Origin of the sequence: Homoserinimonas sedimenticola, assembly GCF_026094475.1 — a bacterium.
Taxonomy (GTDB): domain Bacteria; phylum Actinomycetota; class Actinomycetes; order Actinomycetales; family Microbacteriaceae; genus Homoserinimonas; species Homoserinimonas sedimenticola.
The window spans coordinates 980,966-998,864 of the sequence record NZ_JAPELL010000001.1; the positions used below are offsets into that span (position 1 = coordinate 980,966).

General features: G+C 64.1%; 16 protein-coding genes. 7 read left to right on the top strand and 9 right to left on the bottom strand.

Annotated elements, in window-relative coordinates; all coding sequences use genetic code 11:
• Window positions 1–28 precede the first annotated feature (28 nt).
• The 4 genes from OH146_RS04545 to OH146_RS04560 are packed head-to-tail and all read left to right on the top strand — an operon-like array spanning window position 29 to window position 4,027.
• Window positions 29–619, top strand: a complete 591-nt coding sequence (locus tag OH146_RS04545) for an acyltransferase (RefSeq protein WP_265157799.1) — start codon at window positions 29–31, stop codon at window positions 617–619.
• Window positions 616–1,704, top strand: coding sequence for a DegT/DnrJ/EryC1/StrS family aminotransferase (locus tag OH146_RS04550; RefSeq protein WP_265157802.1), 1,089 nt, complete (start codon window positions 616–618; stop codon window positions 1,702–1,704). The genes OH146_RS04545 and OH146_RS04550 overlap by 4 nt, the downstream gene beginning before the upstream one ends.
• Window positions 1,701–2,687 carry a Gfo/Idh/MocA family protein gene (locus OH146_RS04555; protein ID WP_265157805.1) on the top strand — a complete coding sequence of 329 codons (987 nt, stop codon included), beginning with the start codon at window positions 1,701–1,703 and terminating at the stop codon, window positions 2,685–2,687. Before OH146_RS04550 ends, OH146_RS04555 begins: the two co-directional genes overlap by 4 nt.
• A gap of 44 nt (window positions 2,688–2,731) precedes the next feature.
• Window positions 2,732–4,027 (top strand): nucleotide sugar dehydrogenase, encoded by a 1,296-nt coding sequence (locus tag OH146_RS04560; RefSeq protein WP_265157807.1) that lies wholly within the window; start codon window positions 2,732–2,734, stop codon window positions 4,025–4,027.
• On the opposite strand, the gene OH146_RS04565 is transcribed toward OH146_RS04560, so the two are convergent.
• From OH146_RS04565 to OH146_RS13895, 4 genes are all read right to left on the bottom strand, one after another.
• Complete coding sequence (locus OH146_RS04565; RefSeq protein WP_265157809.1) at window positions 4,024–5,301, bottom strand: nucleotide sugar dehydrogenase; 1,278 nt, start codon at window positions 5,299–5,301, stop codon at window positions 4,024–4,026. The two genes, OH146_RS04560 and OH146_RS04565, sit on opposite strands and share 4 nt — an antisense overlap.
• The gene (locus tag OH146_RS13890) at window positions 5,294–6,586 is read right to left on the bottom strand and encodes an O-antigen ligase family protein (protein ID WP_265157811.1); all 1,293 of its coding nucleotides are present in this window, start codon (window positions 6,584–6,586) and stop codon (window positions 5,294–5,296) included. Before OH146_RS13890 ends, OH146_RS04565 begins: the two co-directional genes overlap by 8 nt.
• Before the next feature lie 80 nt (window positions 6,587–6,666).
• The gene (locus tag OH146_RS04575) at window positions 6,667–8,016 is read right to left on the bottom strand and encodes a glycosyltransferase family 4 protein (RefSeq protein WP_265157813.1); all 1,350 of its coding nucleotides are present in this window, start codon (window positions 8,014–8,016) and stop codon (window positions 6,667–6,669) included.
• A 5-nt stretch (window positions 8,017–8,021) separates the two neighbouring features.
• Window positions 8,022–9,350, bottom strand: a complete 1,329-nt coding sequence (locus OH146_RS13895; RefSeq protein WP_265157815.1) for a glycosyltransferase family 4 protein — start codon at window positions 9,348–9,350, stop codon at window positions 8,022–8,024.
• Window positions 9,351–9,465: 115 nt separating this feature from the next.
• On the opposite strand from OH146_RS13895, the gene OH146_RS04585 reads away from it, so the two are divergent.
• Window positions 9,466–10,974: a glycosyltransferase family 2 protein gene (locus tag OH146_RS04585; protein WP_265157817.1), complete on the top strand. Its 1,509-nt coding sequence runs from the start codon at window positions 9,466–9,468 to the stop codon at window positions 10,972–10,974.
• Window positions 10,975–10,979: 5 nt separating this feature from the next.
• Here the strand turns inward: OH146_RS04585 and OH146_RS04590 are convergent, their stop codons facing one another.
• From OH146_RS04590 to OH146_RS04610, 5 genes are all read right to left on the bottom strand, one after another.
• The gene (locus tag OH146_RS04590) at window positions 10,980–12,644 is read right to left on the bottom strand and encodes a hypothetical protein (RefSeq protein WP_265157819.1); all 1,665 of its coding nucleotides are present in this window, start codon (window positions 12,642–12,644) and stop codon (window positions 10,980–10,982) included.
• Between the two features lie 146 nt (window positions 12,645–12,790).
• Complete coding sequence (rfbA, locus tag OH146_RS04595) at window positions 12,791–13,660, bottom strand: glucose-1-phosphate thymidylyltransferase RfbA (protein WP_265157821.1); 870 nt, start codon at window positions 13,658–13,660, stop codon at window positions 12,791–12,793.
• Window positions 13,661–13,662: 2 nt separating this feature from the next.
• Window positions 13,663–14,274, bottom strand: coding sequence for a dTDP-4-dehydrorhamnose 3,5-epimerase family protein (locus tag OH146_RS04600; protein WP_265157823.1), 612 nt, complete (start codon window positions 14,272–14,274; stop codon window positions 13,663–13,665).
• Window positions 14,275–14,297: 23 nt separating this feature from the next.
• Window positions 14,298–15,035, bottom strand: a complete 738-nt coding sequence (locus OH146_RS04605; RefSeq protein WP_265157825.1) for an ABC transporter ATP-binding protein — start codon at window positions 15,033–15,035, stop codon at window positions 14,298–14,300.
• Between the two features lie 13 nt (window positions 15,036–15,048).
• Window positions 15,049–15,885, bottom strand: coding sequence for an ABC transporter permease (locus OH146_RS04610; protein ID WP_265157827.1), 837 nt, complete (start codon window positions 15,883–15,885; stop codon window positions 15,049–15,051).
• An 81-nt stretch (window positions 15,886–15,966) separates the two neighbouring features.
• Here OH146_RS04610 and OH146_RS04615 point away from each other — a divergent pair, with 81 nt between their 5' ends.
• Both OH146_RS04615 and rfbB read left to right on the top strand, forming a co-directional pair.
• Entirely contained in the window at window positions 15,967–16,848 is an 882-nt protein-coding gene (locus tag OH146_RS04615) for a glycosyltransferase family 2 protein (RefSeq protein ID WP_265157829.1), read from the top strand.
• A 36-nt stretch (window positions 16,849–16,884) separates the two neighbouring features.
• Complete coding sequence (rfbB, locus tag OH146_RS04620) at window positions 16,885–17,880, top strand: dTDP-glucose 4,6-dehydratase (protein ID WP_265157831.1); 996 nt, start codon at window positions 16,885–16,887, stop codon at window positions 17,878–17,880.
• The last annotated feature ends 19 nt before the right edge of the window (window positions 17,881–17,899 follow it).

Consider the following 17,899-nt stretch of genomic DNA (forward strand, 5'->3'; position numbering starts at 1 on the left):
GACCGTGGGACATGGGAGATCAGATCACGTGAAGAACATCGCTTCGTCCGCGCAGGTCGCCGACGCCGCCGCCGTCGGAGACGGCACAAAGATCTGGGACCTCGCGCAGGTTCGTGAGGACGCGTCGATCGGCGCCAACTGCATCGTCGGCCGCGGCGCGTACATAGGCGCTGGCGTCGTCCTCGGCGACAACTGTAAAGTCCAGAACGACGCCCTCGTCTACGAGCCGGCGGTCCTCGGCAACGGTGTCTTCATCGGCCCGGCAGTCGTGCTCACGAACGACACCTACCCCAGAGCGGTCAATCCCGACGGCACCCTCAAGTCGGCGCACGACTGGGAACCGGTGGGGGTGACAATCCGCGACGGAGCATCCATTGGCGCACGGACGGTGTGTGTTGCCCCCGTCACCATTGGACGGTGGGCCACCATCGCGGCGGGTGCCGTGGTCACCAGAGACGTGCCCGACTACGCCCTTATGGCGGGCGTGCCGGCAAGGCGCATCGGATGGGTCGGCAAGGCTGGCCACCCCCTCATTGAGGACGCGGAGGGCTGGGTATGCCCAGCGACCGGCGAACGCTACATCGAGAACGACGAGACCCTGACGGAGCAGCCCGCGTGAACGAATTCATCCCAGCAGCGAAGCCCATCATCGGCGACGACGAACGACGTGCCGTGGACGCGATCCTTGCAACCGGCCAGCTCGCCCAGGGCACAGAGGTAGCGGCATTCGAGAGCGAGTTCTCTGAGGTGCTGCTTGACGGCCGTGCTGCAGTTGCCGTCAACTCAGGCACCTCGGGCCTGCACCTCGGCCTGCTCGCGGCTGGCATCGGCCCCGGCGACGAGGTCGTTGTGCCGTCCTTCACCTTCGCGGCGACGGCAAACTCGGTAGCTCTCACCGGCGCAACTCCCGTCTTCGCGGACATCGAGGCCGAGCACTACTGCCTCGACGCGGATGCAGTGCGTGCCGTCGTCACGGACCGCACCGCCGCCATCATGCCTGTGCACCTCTACGGGCATCCGGCCGACATGGAAGCACTGGGCGCCCTTGCCGACGAGAAGGGACTCAAACTCTTCGAGGATGCTGCACAAGCCCACGGCGCGAGCCTCGATGGCAAGCGAGTCGGCACCTTCGGCGACTTCGCCATGTTCAGCCTCTATCCGACCAAAAACATGACCTCGGGTGAGGGCGGGATGGTGAGTACGGGCGACGCCGAGATCGAACGCCGCCTGCGCCTGCTACGCAACCAGGGAATGAAGCGTCAGTACGAGAACGAGCTTGTCGGTTTCAATGCCCGCATGACCAACATCCACGCCGCGATCGGTCGCGTGCAGCTCACCAAGGTGAACGGGTGGACAGAGCAGCGCCAACGGAACGCTGCGTTTCTTACCGAGAACCTCCGCGGAGTCGCGACGCCTGCGGTCGCGAACGGTGCCGAGCACGTATACCACCAGTACACGATCCGCGTGAGCGACGACCGCGACGGCTTCGTCACTGCCCTTCGCGAGGAGTACCAGATTGGCAGCGGCGTCTACTATCCGATTCCCAACCATCGCCTGCCATCGTTTCAGCGCAGCGAAGAACTGCCGGTCACTGAAGCGGCCTCTCGTGAGGTCATCTCGCTGCCCGTGCACCCCTCCCTTTCTGCGGGAGACCTCGAGCGAATCGTCGATGCCGTCAATGCGCTCGCGAAGGCCGGTGCGTGATGGACCTGCGTGCAGGCCTCATCGGCCTCGGCATGATGGGGCGCCACCACGCCCGAGTGCTCCGCGAGATCCCCGGCGTCACCTTCGTCGCGGCTGCGGATGAGGCAGGCGACCTCCACGGTGTCACTGGCGGGGCGCCCGTTGTGCGCAACGTGGAGGAACTCATCGATCTCGGCATCGACATGGCAGTCGTAGCAGTGCCGACAGCCTTCCACGAGGAGGTTGGACTGCGGCTCGCCGAGGCCGGCGTGCATACACTCATCGAGAAGCCCATCGCCGCCGACTCCGCAGGGGGCAACCGCCTCGTCGATGCCTTCGAAGCGAAGGGACTCGTCGGCGCTGTCGGTCACATCGAGCGGTACAACCCCGCGTTGCAGAGTCTCAGAAGCCGCATCGAGAACGGCGACCTCGGCGAGGTGCACCAGATCGCCACCCGCCGGCAGGGCCCCTTCCCCGCTCGCATCGCGGATGTCGGTGTGATCAAGGACCTGGGCACGCACGACTTCGACGCGACCGCCTGGCTCGCCCAGAGCCACTACGCCACGATTTATGCGCAGACGGCGCTCAAGAGTGGCCGCCCTCACGAGGACCTTGTCGTGGCCACCGGTCGGCTGCACAACCAGATCATCACAAGCCACCTCGTGAACTGGCTGTCCCCCCTGAAGGAGCGCCTGACGATCGTCACCGGCGAGAACGGTTCCTTCGTCGCCGACACGATCTCCGCCGATCTCACCTACTTCGAGAACGGCACCACTGCGACCGACTGGGAGTCGGTCGCGGCATTCCGCGGGGTCTCGGAGGGCAGCATGACCCGATTCGCACTCACCAAGCGCGAGCCTCTTCGTGTGGAGCACGAAGCGTTCCGCGATGCGATCCTCGGCACGCGCTCAGAAATCGTCACGCTACGCGAGGGTCTTGCCACGCTCCGAGTGGCAGAGTCGGCCATCGAGTCCTCGCGGACGGGCAGCGCCATCACTCTCTGAATCAGACCCCCTTCTGACGCATCGACACCAAAAGGACATCACCAGTGAATGTAGTCGTCATCGGGCTTGGCAAGATCGGCCTGCCCCTCGCCGTACAGTTCGCGAGCGCGGGCCAGACCGTCGTTGGGCTGGACGTGAACGAGGCGGTCGTAGAGAGCGTCAATCGCGGGGTGGAGCCCTTCCCCGGAGAGGCACACCTCCAGGAGAAACTGGCCGAGTGCACCGCCGCGGGCAGGATTAGTGCAACGACCGACTACGCGAAAGCTATCCCCGGTGCCGACGTGATCGTCATTGTCGTCCCGCTCTTCGTGGACGATGAGGCCCGACCCGATTTCGGCTGGATGGATTCGGCAACAGAGGCTCTCGCGCCGCACCTTACCCCCGGCACCCTCGTCTCATATGAGACGACCCTGCCGGTCGGCACCACGCGCACGCGCTGGAAGCCGATGCTCGAGGCCGGGAGCGGCCTCGTTGAGGGCGAGGACTTCCACCTCGTGTTCTCCCCCGAGCGCGTGCTCACGGGACGTGTATTCGAGGACCTCCGCAAGTACCCCAAGCTCGTCGGCGGCCTGAGCGAGACTGGAGCAAAGCTGGCGCGCGACTTCTACGAAGCCGTGCTGCAGTTCGACGCCCGCGACGACCTGCCGCGGGCGAACGGAGTGTGGGATCTCGGCACCGCCGAGGCCGCCGAGATGGCAAAGCTCGCCGAGACGACCTACCGTGACGTCAACATCGGCCTGGCGAACGAGTTCGCGCGCTACGCCGACAAGACCGGAATCGACATCTACAAGGTGATCGAAGCCTGCAACTCCCAGCCCTACAGCCACATCCACCGGCCCGGCATCGCCGTCGGCGGTCACTGCATCCCGGTCTACCCAAGGCTCTATCTCTGGAACGACCCGGACGCCACCATCGTTCGCGCCGCGCGCGAACGCAACGCGGGCATGCCCGGCTACGCCGTACGGATGCTGCAAGCTCATCTCGGAGGCCTGGATGGCAAGCGCATCGCTGTGCTCGGAGCCGCGTATCGCGGAGGCGTCAAAGAGACAGCCTTCTCCGGGATCTTCTCAACTGTCTCCGAACTCGAAGAGTTCGGCGCCCAGGTGAGTGTGCACGATCCCCTCTACAGCGACGAGGAGTTGGAAAGCCTCGGCTTCACACCGCGGGCTGAGGGCGTCGAAGCCGACGCTGTAATCGTGCAGGCTGACCACGCTGAGTACAGGGACTGGGACGAGTCAAAGGTCCCCGGTCTTCAGGTAATCCTTGACGGACGACGGGCGCTCGATCCGAAAAAATGGCGGGGGGCGACTTACGTCGCGATCGGCGCCACGACGCTCTAAAGAGCCTCCGCTCTTGAGCCTCTGACGCGGTTCCTCGTATCGAGCACTGGAACTTCGCCCTCACCGAGCGAAGCGAAATCAAACTCATCGTGATCTGTGACGACTACGACAGCATCGGCACCGTCAAGAAGTTCAGCCTGAGATTGGGCTCGCACCACACCGTCCGGCCAATGTGACTCACCTACATGAGAATCGACGGCATACACCTCGGCCCCATAATCACGAAGGACTTCGATGATTCGCAGCGACGGAGACTCCCGGATGTCTCCGGTGTTCCTCTTGTAGGCCAGGCCCAGTAAGCCGATACGACTGCCGCGGATAGCCTTACTCTTGGCGTTCAGCAGGGACATGAGACGCTGAACCACATAGTCCGGCATGTGATCATTGATGTCGTTGGCGAGCTCGACGAAGCGGAAGTTCTGCCCCAACTTCCGGCGAACCTGCCACGAAAGGTAACTAGGGTCCACCGGCAAACAATGCCCCCCAACGCCCGGTCCTGGCGTGAACTTCATGAACCCGAAGGGCTTCGTGCTGGCAGCCTCAATTGCCTCCCACACATTCACCCCCAACTGGTGAGCAAAAATGGCGAGCTCGTTGACAAGTGCAATGTTTACGTGACGAAAAGTGTTTTCGAGAAGCTTGGTGAGCTCGGCTTCTTTCGGAGAACTGACCGGCACCGTAGTCCGCACCAACTGACTGTAGAAGGAATTCACCTTCTCGAGTGATGCCCCGTCGATGCCAGACACGACCTTCGGCGTCTCGACGAAACCCCAGGTCTTATTTCCGGGGTCGATACGTTCCGGGCTATAGCCGACATGAAAATCGATGCCAGCCCGCAGTCCTGATCCCTTCTCCAGCGCCGGAACGAGCAGCTCCTCGGTCGTACCTGGATACGTGGTGGACTCAAGGATCACTGTCGAATGGCGACGCATATGCGGTGCCAAAGACTTGGCTGATCCTTCGATGAAGCTCAGGTCCGGAAGGCTTTCGCGCAGTGGCGTCGGAACTGTGATGACCGCGACGTCGAAGTCGGCAGCGTCAGCATAATCAGACGACGGCAAGTAGCGCGTTGAATCGAGCGCCGCTTGCAGCTCCTCATCCGATATGTCATCGATGTAGGAGTCTCCTCCTGCCAAGCGCATGACACGTGACTTGTCGAGATCCAAGCCCACGACATTGAAGCCTTGAGCGACGGCGCGCATGGCTACAGGCAAACCGACATAGCCCTGCCCGACCACTACGACTTTGATTGCAGCCACCATCTGATCACTCATCTCTGCTCTTGGCCATCGCGGCGAATGAAACTGCGGTCGAGCGATGGTCACTCGCCGGGGGAACCGACCGGATATGCAGCCATCTCGGCAGCCTCAGCCCAATGGCAGCCGCAGAGGCTGCTGCAACGAACACGAGAAGCATGAACATCAGCCAACCCTGCGGCTTAGTCTCACTAGTTGAAGTTAGACCGTTGATGTGGAGCGCCAGCATCGTAAGCAAGGCCCATATGGCTTGCGGGGCCGTAGCCCGACGGTAGGAGACCCACGCAACCGTGTAAACGAAGAGGTAAAGGAAAACGACCGGAACCAAACCGATAACGCCCAGGGCCGAGAGCCAACTGAGAATCTCGTTGTGTGCATGGATCATCTGCGCACCGTCAGAGGCTTCTGCTACTGCGGTAGCCTGCGCAGATCCCCCTGGCCACTCCCGCAGAAAGCCAAAACCGGTTAGAGGGTTCTCAGCAATGAGGTTCAGGATCCCGTGCCACACGTCGCTGCGGCCCGACAGGGACGAGTTCTTCCCAAGGACATCCAGGAACGTGCTCCAGTTCAGCGCCGTCAATACAACGCCGCCCACGGCAAGCACAGCGGCGCCAACGGCCATGCGAACTGACCTCCTTACCAGCCAGAGGACTGCCCAGGCGACGAGCACGATCACGGCTGCCACGAGGCTCGTTCGCGATTCGCTGACCACGATCACACCGACGACCAACGCTATGAGGACAAGACGGATTAGTGCGCTCAAACGAAGCCGTAGGTCTAGCGCTATTACCGCGGGGAGCACCTGAAGCATCGAGAACCCCAGTTGGTTACGGTTGGCGTAGATGCCGTTGAGGTAGTCGTAGTACTGCGGCGTAGCGACGTCCGGGGCGATTGCCCAAAGCGCGAGGGAAGCGAGCGCAATCAGCACGCCAGCCCCGACAATCCCTACAAGGAGCGACTGAACTCCACCGAGACGCACGAGCGCCCACGCCGCCGCCGCCAGCGCGAGATAGGCGAGCGCGTCGCGAAGGGTGTACAACGATGCCGAGCTCCACAGGGTGGAGGCGAGCATGAGCGCCAGGAGAACCAGCAACACCGTGGGCACCGGTATCATCCGCAGCGCAGGTAGTCGCCACAGTGTTGCTGCAAAGGCCAGCGCGAGAATCGCGAGCGAGGCTTCGAAGATCGAGTAGGTACCGGCAAGCAACGCGGGCGGGGTAAGCACGATGAAGGCGATCGCGACGATCACGGCCGCGGGCCAACTGAAGGAGACACCGTGCTGAAGGGAGGAGTCCGAGGTCACCTATCGCCTCGTTTCGGTGCTGACAAAATCGACCACCCATGAAGCTTAGGCGACAGGCAGCCTCTCTCCCGTGAAGCAGATCACCGCCGTTTCAGCGTTCGCGACGCCACCCGCAGCGGGGCGGTCAACAGACGCCCCACCCGCCAGGTCGTCGAGCCATGCGCTGCAACACGGATGTCGTTCATCTCACGCATGTATCGCTCAACCACGGGCGGGAACTCGAGCCACTCGCGCATGATGTGCGGCAGGCGCGGCATGGGTGTCGGACCGGCCCCCGCAGCCTGCTCAAGGCGTACAACCAGATCCTCGACAGGGTAGGCATGCGCCAGCCGCTCGTCGACCGAGCGAGCGGCTGCCTCGCCGCGACGAGAGACCTCCTCCCGGTCCTCCGCCGCGGCTCGCAGCACTCGAGCGAGGTCGGCGATGTCGTCCGTATCGAAGAGCCATCCCGTCTCGCCGTCGCTGACGAGTTCAGGATTGGCACCCGAGCGGGCGGCGACGACCGGCTTGCCGAGGGCGAGGTACTCGACCGTGACGCGCCCGAACGCTTCGCACGTGGAGGCCATGACCGCGACATCCGCGGCCGCAACATAGGCGAAGGGGTTGCGGGTCTCATCGACAAGAGTCACCTGCTCACCAATCCCGAGCTCCTCGATGAGCGCCGCCGTCTCCGCCGCGTCCTCAGCATCGGCTCTCCCCACGAGCGTCGTGGCGACCCGCACCCCCTCGTCCTTCAGCAGAGCCATGGCACGCAGCAGGCGCCACTGCCCCTTGCTCGGATAGAGACGGCCCACCATCACGGTGCGCAGGGCGTCTGACGCGGCACTCGGGGGCGCGGATGCCTCGGCCGCAAGCTCGCGGGCACGGGGAAGGTCGATAGCGGGGTAGGCGATCGTGAGCTTCTCGGGCGCGATCCACTGCGCGATGTGGTCGCGCACCGCCTCCGAGTTCGCGACCACAAGATCCGAGAGAATGTCGATGTCCTGAAAAGTCTCGGCCCGACCGGTGCGGAACCCGAGGCCGTGGTCGAGATCGCCGTACTCGTGCACGAGCCACGCGTGGGGCACACCGACCAGGCGAGCAGCGAGAGCCGCCCACGGGGACACGATCGTGTTGGTGACCACGAGGTCGGGCTCGAATTCACGGATCCACTCGGCGATCTGAGTGACCGCCCACGAGTCCATCCGCGCCGTCAGGATCACATCGATCGGCCGTTCGCGCACGAGTGGCAGCACCCAGGAGTCGAAGTCGAGCGAGCGGTGCTCAAGGCCGCGCTTCTCGAACTCTGGTTGCATGAGCCCCTCGGGAGTGCGGGCTACGACGAAGAACTCGGTGTCGGGGCGCAGGGCACGCCACTGGTCGATGAGGTGGAGCAGGGTCAGCTCTCCCCCGCCGAAGTTGTCGACGGCGGAACTGTGGGACACGAGCATGACCTTCACGCTCGCACCCCCGCCCTACGTAGGAGAGCCGCCGCCTTACGTGGCGCCGCGAGCGCGAGGTCACCGATCCGCCATGTGCGGGACGTGCGCGGATCGACCATAGACCCCGAGGAGACGAGCAGGTCGAACGTGGTTGCGGGAAGAGTCATCCACGAGGCAAAGACCTTCGGGAGGGTGGTAAGCGGCGCCGAACCGTCCTTCACGACGGACGTGAGCCGCGGCAGCAGGTCTGCCAGCGTGTGCCGGGCGACGATATCCTCACGCAACGCTCGCCCCGCTGCGGCACCGTGCCGGCTCACTTTTGCACGGTCGAGGGCATAGCTGCGGATAGCTTCGGCTAGGGATGCGACATCCCCGGGTTCGAACAACAAACCTGTGACGCCGTGCTCGACCAGCTCCACCGTCGCGCCCGTCGCCGCACCCACGACAGGGCGGTCTGCCGCCATGTATTCGACCGTCACGCGCCCGAACCCTTCGCTGTCGGAGACGACCACACCGGCATCGGCTGCCGTGACGTATGCCGACGGGTTCGACGACTCTCCCGTGAGTGCGACACGATCGTCCACAGCAAGTTCGCCGATGAGTTCCTCGATTCGTCGGCGGTCCTCGTCCGTGGCCGAGCCGACAAGGGCTACCTCCACGGCGACGCCCTCCCGTTTCAGTTGAGCAGCAGCCCGGACGAGGCGCGCTTGCCCCTTTGACTCCGCAATTCGCCCCACACACACCAGCCGAAGCGCATCCGGATCAGTCGACGCGAATGGCCAGCCCGCAGCATTCGATTCTCCGCCCGGTGTAGTTGCCTCGAGCCGTGGATACAGGACCGCGATCTTGGCGGGGTCGATCCACTCGCTCAGGAACTCACGCAGGGTACGCGAGTTCGTCACGACCAGGTCGGAGAGGAGGCCGATATCCGAGAAGACATCGTCCCGGGGGATCTGAAACTCGTGTCCGTCTCCGAACTCGCGAGCAAACCACACGTGCGGAACTCCCACCAGCTTCGCAGCGAGGGCCGCCCACGGCGCGACGATCGTGTTAGTGACGACAAGCTCGGCACCGAACTCGGTGATGAATCTCTCGATCGCCCGCACCGCCGCGAAATCGTCCCTCGCCGAACTGTAGATCTCAGCGGGCGTCGTTGCCCGCCGGTGTCTCACGAGCGAATGAAACGCGAGATTCATCCAGGGTATGCCGCGGCGATCCAGCTCCCGTTGCAGGTGCCCCTCCGGCGCGCGAGAGATCACGAAAAGCTCCAGGCCGGGCACCGCTGCTCGCCACTGGTCGAGGAAATCGACGAGAGACCGCTCGGCACCCCCAAGGTTGTCCACTGCGGAACTGTGCGAAAAGACGAGGACTCTCACCCCCTAAGACTAGACAGAAACAGTTCCCCGCCCCTGCCGCCGGTAGGCTCGTGAACATCGTCTAGCCGAAGGACCGCGCCGCGTGAGCGACTCTCCAGCTGCCCCCGGGGCATCACACCGCGTCACCATCGTCGTGCCCGTGTATGGCCACTGGCCCTCACTGAGAGACTGCGTGCGATCCCTCATCGACCACGCCGATCCAGCCGTCTTCGACGTTCTCCTGGTGAACGACTGCGGTCCGGAGGCCGACGCCATCGAGGCGGGGCTCCGGGGGCTCGTCTACGGCCGCGAAAACTTCCGATACGAACGCAACCCGCACAACCTCGGCTTCGTCGGTACCTGCAACCGCGCCGCCTTCGAGCTGGACACAAGCGGCAATGACCTACTCCTGCTCAATAGCGACACAAGGGTCACGCCCGGCGCGCTCGATGAGCTTCGCGAAGTACTTCTTCTGTCAGACGAGCACGGCGTCGCCTGTCCGCGCAGCAACGACGCGACGATCGCATCCATTCCGTTCCATCGCAGCCATCACGGAGAGCGCGATGCAGCGCGAGCACACGAGATCTTCACCGCAGTCAACGCGGAGCTCCCCCGCTTTTACACGGCACCCGTCGCGGTGGGCTTCTGCTTTCTCATCCGCCGCTCCATCATCGACCGCTTCGGGCTCTTCGACGAGATCTTCGGCAAGGGCTACAACGAAGAGAACGACTTCTGCCTCCGCATCAATGGGGCGGGCTACTCGTCCGTCATCGCCAACAGGTCATTCGTCTTCCATGTGGGTAGTACGAGCTTCGGCAGCGAGCAGCGCGCAAGTCTGGAGGCGCGAAACTCGGCCATCCTTCACGCGCGCTACCCGTACTACCTGTCGAGCGTCGTATCGTTCATTCACAACGACTACGTCGCCCTCGACCGCTTCGCCGACCTGCTCTTCCCGTATTCGGACGCTGCCCCGGTCAAGATCCTCCTCGATACGAGGAACTCTGAAGTCTCGCCGACCGAGGCGACAGCACGCATCACCGACCTGCTGAAGCAACTGCCGGATGCCCTCGCCCGCGTCTGCGAGATCTCGCTCGCTGTCGCTGCCAGGAGTGACGTGCAGAGCTTCTCGCAGTGCGACCGCCGGGTCGTGGTCAGTGACGAGATCGACGAGCTCTTCCACGTGGGCGTCACGGTCGCACCGGTCCGAGATCCCGAACAGCTCATCGCGCTCAACCGGCACTGCCTCCACTGGGTGACGCCAGAGGCACCGGAAACTCCCCATCGCTACTGGCAGAAGCGCGCCGATGCACCGTACATGCGGCAGCTCTCGAGGCTCACCGCTGCCCACTCGGAGCGCATCCTCTCACCAGGGTTCACTGCCGCCGAACTGTGGCAGGCCGCATCGGATGCCGCATCCGCACCCGTCGACACTTCCGCTCTGGAGCGGCGCGACACTCAGATTCGAGAAATCGCACTCCTGTGGCAAGGTGCTCGTGGAGTCAGCGCGGAAGCTGCACTCCACTTGGAGAACATCAGGGGCAGCGCCTCATACCGTCTCGCACGCGGGCTCGCGTCGGCAGCGTCGCCGATCCGGCGCCTCCTCCGCCGCTAGACGCTCTACGGCAGGGGCGCGGCCGCGGGCGTCGCCGCTGGCACCTTGAATGCCGTGTTCTCGTACGTCCAAATCGACGCGGGATAGGTCGTCTTCACCTTCTCCGCCTCGGCCGCGCTCGCGGTGTAGAAGTGGTGGAGGTAGGTGGGGCTCCAGAAGCGCTCCATCGGCTTCAGATCCGACGACACTGCGGTATTGGGGTAGACGTAGAACGCGATGCTCTCGTACTGCCAGATGTGGTCCGGGTAGTCTGCGATCACCTTGTCGCGCTCGGCCGCGCTTGTCGTGTAGAAGTGCCCGTTGTAGGTGGCACTCCAGAAGCGGTAAACGGGAACGGTGCCCTCCACCTGACTGCCGTAGGCCCCGAAGGAAACGGCCTCATAGCGCCACACCGCATCCGGGTACTGAGTGATGAGCTTGTTTCGCTCGTTCACGCTACGGGTGTAGAAGTGGCCGTTATAGGTGTCGCTCCAGAAGCGATACACGGCTGCCGACTCTGTCGCAGCCGGCTCCGCTGCCTTGACCGTGACGGTGCGACAGCCGAGCAATGCATTACCCCCGGACAATGAATCCAGGCCGTAGACGCAGACTTTGTGGCTGCCGTACGATGCCGCGAAAGTGTGGTCATACCCGTGGTTGGGGCCCTGGAACGGGTAGGCAGCAGCGACATCACTTCGGGCGACGTTCGCGGCAGCGCTCGTCGCGAACTTTCCGTCGACGTAGACGTGGATCGAAATCGGATCCGTCTTGCCACCGGTGAAGGTCCACCCGCGCACGCGAATGGCTTCGGCACCCGCGGCAGCGACAGAGTCGATGTTTCCCACAGGGGCAGCGGGAGTCTTCGGGTTTCCGAACCAATCGGTGTAGGTGCGGAAGAAGTTGCGGTTGCCGTAAGAGGAGCAGCTATCGCCGGTGCCATACAGGTTGGCGAGCGCCGCGGCGTTCGGCTGATAGGGGGTGTAGTTGTACAGGCCTGCTGTTGCAGCGTTGGCGATGTGCACGCGCGACGATCCACACGACGCTGAAGGGTGGAATAGGAGATCAACAGTCGCGCCAGCACGGTGCTTGAAGTAGGTCGGGGCCGCTCGATATGCCTTGAACTGGCGGGCCGCCGACCACACCTGGTTGTGGAATCCGTAGTAATTCGTGTCGCACGCTGCAGTGTCGGGACAGCCCATTCCCATCGCGACGGTGAAGTCAGCAGGAATCGGATTCGTCTTCGTCACCAACCCGCGTTCCTTCTGAAGCGTCACGAGGATGACCTTGGCACTGATGCCGCAGGCGCGCTGCACCTTGAAGATGATGCGGGCGGCAGACTCGTTAGCCGCGCCCGTGTAGGCGGTGCATTGCACTGAACCCGCGGTGTCTGAGTAGTACTGCGGCTTGCTGACCGTATCCTGCCGATACTCCTTAATACAGCCGTTAGCGCCACACGCGCCGGGTGCCATCGCGTTAAGGAAGTTCTGAATCTCAGCCTCGGTCATAGCCGCGCCGTTATAGAAATTGTCGTCGCTGATGATGTAGCCGGGGGTGAACAGTGAAGCGTCAGCCGCCTCGGCAGGGGCGGTGGTCGTCACATCGGATGCCACGGCGAACCCTGTGGCGAGAAGCAGCGTCGCCATTACCACCGCGACGAATCGCATCCCCAGACCCCGAACAGACTTCTGCATGACCTCGACCCCAACCGTGTCGCCCGTTCGACACCGTTCAACAGGCTAACCGAAGAGCCTCCCGGTTTCGCACATCCGCGTCGAAACGCCCCTCGGATGGGGGGAAGCTACATTTGAGGGGAGCCGAGTGGCATCTCGGCCGTCACCTATTCTTTGGCGGCGAGCAGGTCAAGCAGGTAGCGACCATATCCGCTCTTGACGAGCGGCTCCGCGAGCGTCCGCAGCTGTGCGTCGTCGATCCAGCCTGCACGCCAGGCGATCTCCTCGATGCAGCCGATCTTGAAGCCTTGGCGGTCCTCGATCACGCGCACATACTCGGAGGCCTGCATCATCGACTCGAAGGTTCCCGTGTCGAGCCAGGCGGTGCCGCGGTCGAGCACCTGCACCTGCAGCTTGCCCGCGTCGAGGTAGCGCTCGTTGACGGTCGAGATCTCGAGCTCGCCGCGAGCGCTCGGCTCGATCGACTTCGCGATCTCCACCACATCGTTGTCGTAGAAGTAGAGGCCGGGCACCGCGTAGTTACTCTTCGGCTTCTTCGGCTTCTCCTCGATCGAGACCGCCGTCATGTTGTCGTCGAACTCGACCACGCCATAGGCGGTCGGGTTTGAGACGTGGTATGCGAAGATGAGCCCACCCTCGATCTCGCCGTGGTTTCGGAGCGAGGAGCCGAGGCCCGCGCCATGGAAGATGTTGTCGCCGAGAACGAGAGCGACACTGTCATCGCCGATGAAGTCCTCACCGATGATGAAGGCCTGCGCGAGACCCTCCGGCGCCGGCTGCACCGCGTACTCGAGCGTGATGCCGAGATCGCTGCCATCACCCAGCAACGCCTTGAACTGCGCGTTGTACTCGGGCGTTGTGATGATGAGGATCTCGTTGATGCCCGCCATCATGAGCGTCGACAGCGGGTAGTAGATCATGGGCTTGTCGAAGATCGGCATGAGCTGCTTCGAGATGCCCTTGGTGATGGGCCAGAGCCTGGTGCCGGAGCCGCCGGCGAGGATGATTCCGCGCATCGTCAGATGTCCTTGTGGTTGAGAAAGTCGTAGTAGCGACGGATGTCGGCGTACTGGGGCAGCAGACCCTGCTCCGCCGCCTCGCTCAAGCCCGGGGCATCCGTGTCCTTCGGGGAGAGAAGAGGTTCCCCGGCCTCGGGTGGGAACACGAGACCCACCTCCGGGTCGAGCGGGTTGATGCCGTGCTCCTTGGCGGGGTTGTACACGTCGCTCACGAGGTAGCTCACGGTCGCGTCATCCGTCAACGCCACAAAGCAGTGCCCGAGGCCCTCCGCGATGTAGATCGCCCGCCGGTCCTTGTCGTCGAGCAGCACCGAGTCCCACTGGCCGAAGGTCGGCGAGCCCACCCGGATGTCGATCACGTAGTCGAGCACGGCACCGTGCGTGGCCGTCACATACTTGGCCTGGCCGCGCGGGACATCCGCAAAATGGATGCCGCGCACCACGCCCCTCTTGGAGACGGACGTATTCGACTGCCGCAGGTCGAAGCGGTGGCCGATCGCCTCCTCAAGGCGGTCGAAGCGGAACCACTCGAGGAATACGCCACGGTCGTCGCCGAACTGCTTGGGTGTGATCTCGTAGGAATCGGGAATGGAGAGCTCGCGGATCTGCACCCGACCAGCCTAGCGGGGCGACATCACCCGTTATTCAGCGAGGCCTCATAGGCAGCGATGGTAGGAGCGGCCTCCCCGACCGCCTTGAGCGTGCCCTTGTTGAGCCACGCGGCGTGATCGCACATCGAGCGCACCGACTCCATCGAGTGGCTCACGAGGATGACCGTCTTGCCGACGCGCTTGAACTCGGCGAACTTGTCGAAACACTTCTTCTGGAACTCCGCGTCACCCACCGCGAGCACCTCATCGACCACGAGGATGTCCGGGTCGACGTTGATCGCGACCGAGAAACCGAGGCGCACATACATGCCCGAGGAGTAGTTCTTGACGGGCTGGTCGATGAACTGCTCAACGCCCGAGAAGCCGACGATGTCGTCGAACTTGCGGTCGATCTCCTTGCGCGACATCCCCAGGATCGAGCCGTTGAGGTAGATGTTCTCGCGACCCGACAGCTCGTGGTGGAACCCCGACCCGACCTCGAGCATCGCCGCGAGCTTGCCGAAGTGCGTGATGGTGCCCTTGTTGGGGTAGTAGATCTTGGCGAGGCACTTGAGGAGGGTTGACTTGCCGGAGCCATTGCTGCCGATCAGGCCGAACGTCGAGCCCTCCGGCACGTCGAAACTCACATCCTGCAGCGCCCAGAAGTCCTCGTGCACGGAGGTGCGGCCACGCATGATGGCCGACTTCAGGGTCTGGTTCCGCTCGTGGTACATGCGGAAGCTCTTGCTGACATGGTCCACCCGGACCGCGACATCGCTCACAGCGCCTCCTTGATCACAGCGCCTCCGCCAGGTTGCGCTCGTTGCGTCGGAACACCCAGAAGCCCACGAGGAGGGCCCCCAGCGCCCAGGCGAGGCAGATGAGCCACGACATGGGGTCCGGCCAACGGTTGTCATAGAGGAGATTCCGGAACACCTCGAGGAAGTAGACCATGGGGTTGAGGTGATACAGGTCGAGGATCGTCACGGGTGTGCCGAGCACTCCGCCGGCGTCCTCCGAGGCATCCGCCACCAGGGAGACGGGATAGATGACGGGGCTCAGGTACATCCAGAGCTGCAGGATGATCGAGAGGAACCACTGGGTGTCGCGGAAGTAGACGTTCGCGATCGACAGCATGAGCGCGAGGCCGGCCGCGAAGCCCGCCAGGAGCACCATCGCCACCACCACGAGCGGAAGCCACGGCAGCACGAATGCCCCCAGGATCGTCAGCACGACGACGAGCACCGCAATCTCGAACAGCCAGTTGTAGGCGGCCGAAGCCACCTGCGAGAGCGGCAGCACCACCCGGCTGAAGGCCACCTTCTGGATGAGCCCCGCGTTCGAGACGAGCGAGGTGATGCCCGAGTTGAGCACGTTGGCGAAGAAGATCCACGGGAGAAGGCCGCAGAGAAGCCAGATTGCGAAGACATCGAGACCGCTCGGGTCGCCCGGCTCGAGCTGGATGCGGAAGATGAACGAGAAGACGAAGGTGTAGATGAGCATGAGCGCAAGCGGGTTCGCGAGCGACCACAGCTGGCCGAACACCGTGCGCTTGTACTTGCCCTTGACCTCGCGCATCGTGAGGTTGATGAGCAACTCGCGCGACGCGAGCACTTCCTTCAGATAGTTCATCTTCCCCACCAGACAGCCCCGGGCAGGCCATCGAACAATCTAGCCTAGACCACCGCCGCGCCGGTCTAGGATGGGGCGGTCATGACCAACAGCTCACCCCCGCCCGGCGCGCGCATCGCCGTCGTGACCGTGAGCTACGGGTCCGCCGACGTGCTCCCCGCCTTCCTCGATTCGCTGAGCGCCGCGAGCACTCAGCCCATCGAAGCCCTCGTCGCCGACAACAAGGCGGGCAGTGACGAGGATGTCGCGGCGCTCGTCACCGCGCACGGCGCCCGCCACGTCGCCCTCCCCACGAACGTCGGATACGGTGCCGCAGTGAACGCCGCCGTGGCATCCGTCGCCCCCTCGGTCGAGTGGATCCTCGTGAGCAACCCGGACCTCGTCATGAGTGCCGGCGCGATCGACACCCTTGTCGCGACGGGCGAGGAGGATCCACGCATCGGCGCCGTCGGGCCCGCAACCCTGACGGCGGAAGGCGAGCTCTACCCCTCGGCGCGGGCCGTGCCGTCGCTGCGGACAGGCGTCGGCCATGCCCTCTTCGCGAACCTCTGGAACGGCAACCCGTGGACGCGCGCCTACCGCGACGACACCGTGAGCGGCAGCGAGCGCTCGGATGCCGGCTGGCTCTCCGGCTCGTGCCTGCTCGTGCGGCGCAGCGCCTGGGAGGCGGTCGGCGGATTCGACCCCGCCTTCTTCATGTACTTCGAGGATGTCGACCTGGGATACCGGCTCGGCCGCCACGGGTTCCGCAACGTCTACGAGCCGGCCGCCGTCGTCACCCACACGGGCGCCCACTCGACGACAGGTGAATCCGCCGCCATGATCGAGGCACACCACGTCAGCGCCCGGCGGTTCCTCGACAAGAAGTACTCCGGTGCGCTCCTATGGCCCGTGCGTATCTCCCTGCGCTGCGGTCTCGCGGTGCGATCGGCTCTCATCAAGCGCAGGATTCAGCGCGGCTAGACTCTTCGCGACCCGCCAAGGAGGCATGATCCCCCCATGAAGATCCTCGTGACCGGCGGAGCCGGTTTCATCGGCTCCAACTTCGTGCACCACGTGCTCAATGAGACCGACCACAGCGTCACGGTGCTCGACAAGCTCACCTATGCGGGCAACCGCGCCTCCCTCGAGGGGCTGCCCGAGGGTCGCTTCGAGTTCGTGCAGGGCGACATCTGCGACGCCGCACTCCTCGACGAGCTCTTCCCGAAGCACGACGCCGTCGTGCACTACGCGGCCGAGAGCCACAACGACAACTCGCTCGACGACCCGCGCCCCTTCCTCGACACCAACATCGTCGGCACCTACACGCTGCTCGAAGCGGCCCGCAAGCACGGCACCCGCTTCCACCACATCTCAACGGATGAGGTCTACGGCGACCTCGAGCTCGACGACCCCGCCAAGTTCACCGAGCAGACCCCCTACAACCCCTCGAGCCCCTACTCCTCCACCAAGGCGGGCAGCGACCTGCTCGTGCGGGCCTGGGTGCGCTCCTTCGGGGTGCAGGCCACCATCTCGAACTGCTCCAACAACTACGGCCCGTTCCAGCACGTCGAGAAGTTCATCCCCCGCCAGATCACCAATGTGCTGCGCGGCGAGCGCCCCAAGCTCTACGGCACGGGCGAGAACGTGCGCGACTGGATCCACGCCAACGACCACTCCTCGGCCGTGCTCGCCATCCTCGACCGCGGTCAGATCGGCGAGACCTACCTCATCGGCGCCGAGGGTGAGAAGAACAACAAGGAGGTCGTCGAGCTGATCCTCACGCAGCTCGGCCAGCCCGCCGACGCCTACGACCACGTCAACGACCGCCCCGGCCACGACCTGCGCTACGCGATCGACTCGAGCCGCCTGCGGCGCGAACTCGGCTGGGAGCCCCGCTACGAGGACTTCGAGGCCGGCCTCGCCGCCACCATCGAGTGGTACCGCGACAACGAGGCCTGGTGGGCGCCCCAGAAAGACGCCACCGAGGCCCGCTACAAGGCCCAAGGACAGTGAGCACAGGGTCAGTGATTCG

Bases quoted from the DNA above. Each gene is read 5' to 3' on its own strand.
- OH146_RS04615 (WP_265157829.1), top strand. From the start codon at position 15,967: ATGACCAACAGCTCACCCCCGCCCGGCGCGCGCATCGCCGTCGTGACC.
- OH146_RS04565 (WP_265157809.1), bottom strand. From the start codon at position 5,301: ATGAGTGATCAGATGGTGGCTGCAATCAAAGTCGTAGTGGTCGGGCAG.
- rfbA (WP_265157821.1), bottom strand. From the start codon at position 13,660: ATGCGCGGAATCATCCTCGCCGGCGGCTCCGGCACCAGGCTCTGGCCC.
- OH146_RS04610 (WP_265157827.1), bottom strand. From the start codon at position 15,885: ATGAACTATCTGAAGGAAGTGCTCGCGTCGCGCGAGTTGCTCATCAAC.
- OH146_RS04575 (WP_265157813.1), bottom strand. From the start codon at position 8,016: ATGCTCGTGTCCCACAGTTCCGCCGTCGACAACTTCGGCGGGGGAGAG.
- OH146_RS04590 (WP_265157819.1), bottom strand. From the start codon at position 12,644: ATGCAGAAGTCTGTTCGGGGTCTGGGGATGCGATTCGTCGCGGTGGTA.
- rfbB (WP_265157831.1), top strand. From the start codon at position 16,885: ATGAAGATCCTCGTGACCGGCGGAGCCGGTTTCATCGGCTCCAACTTC.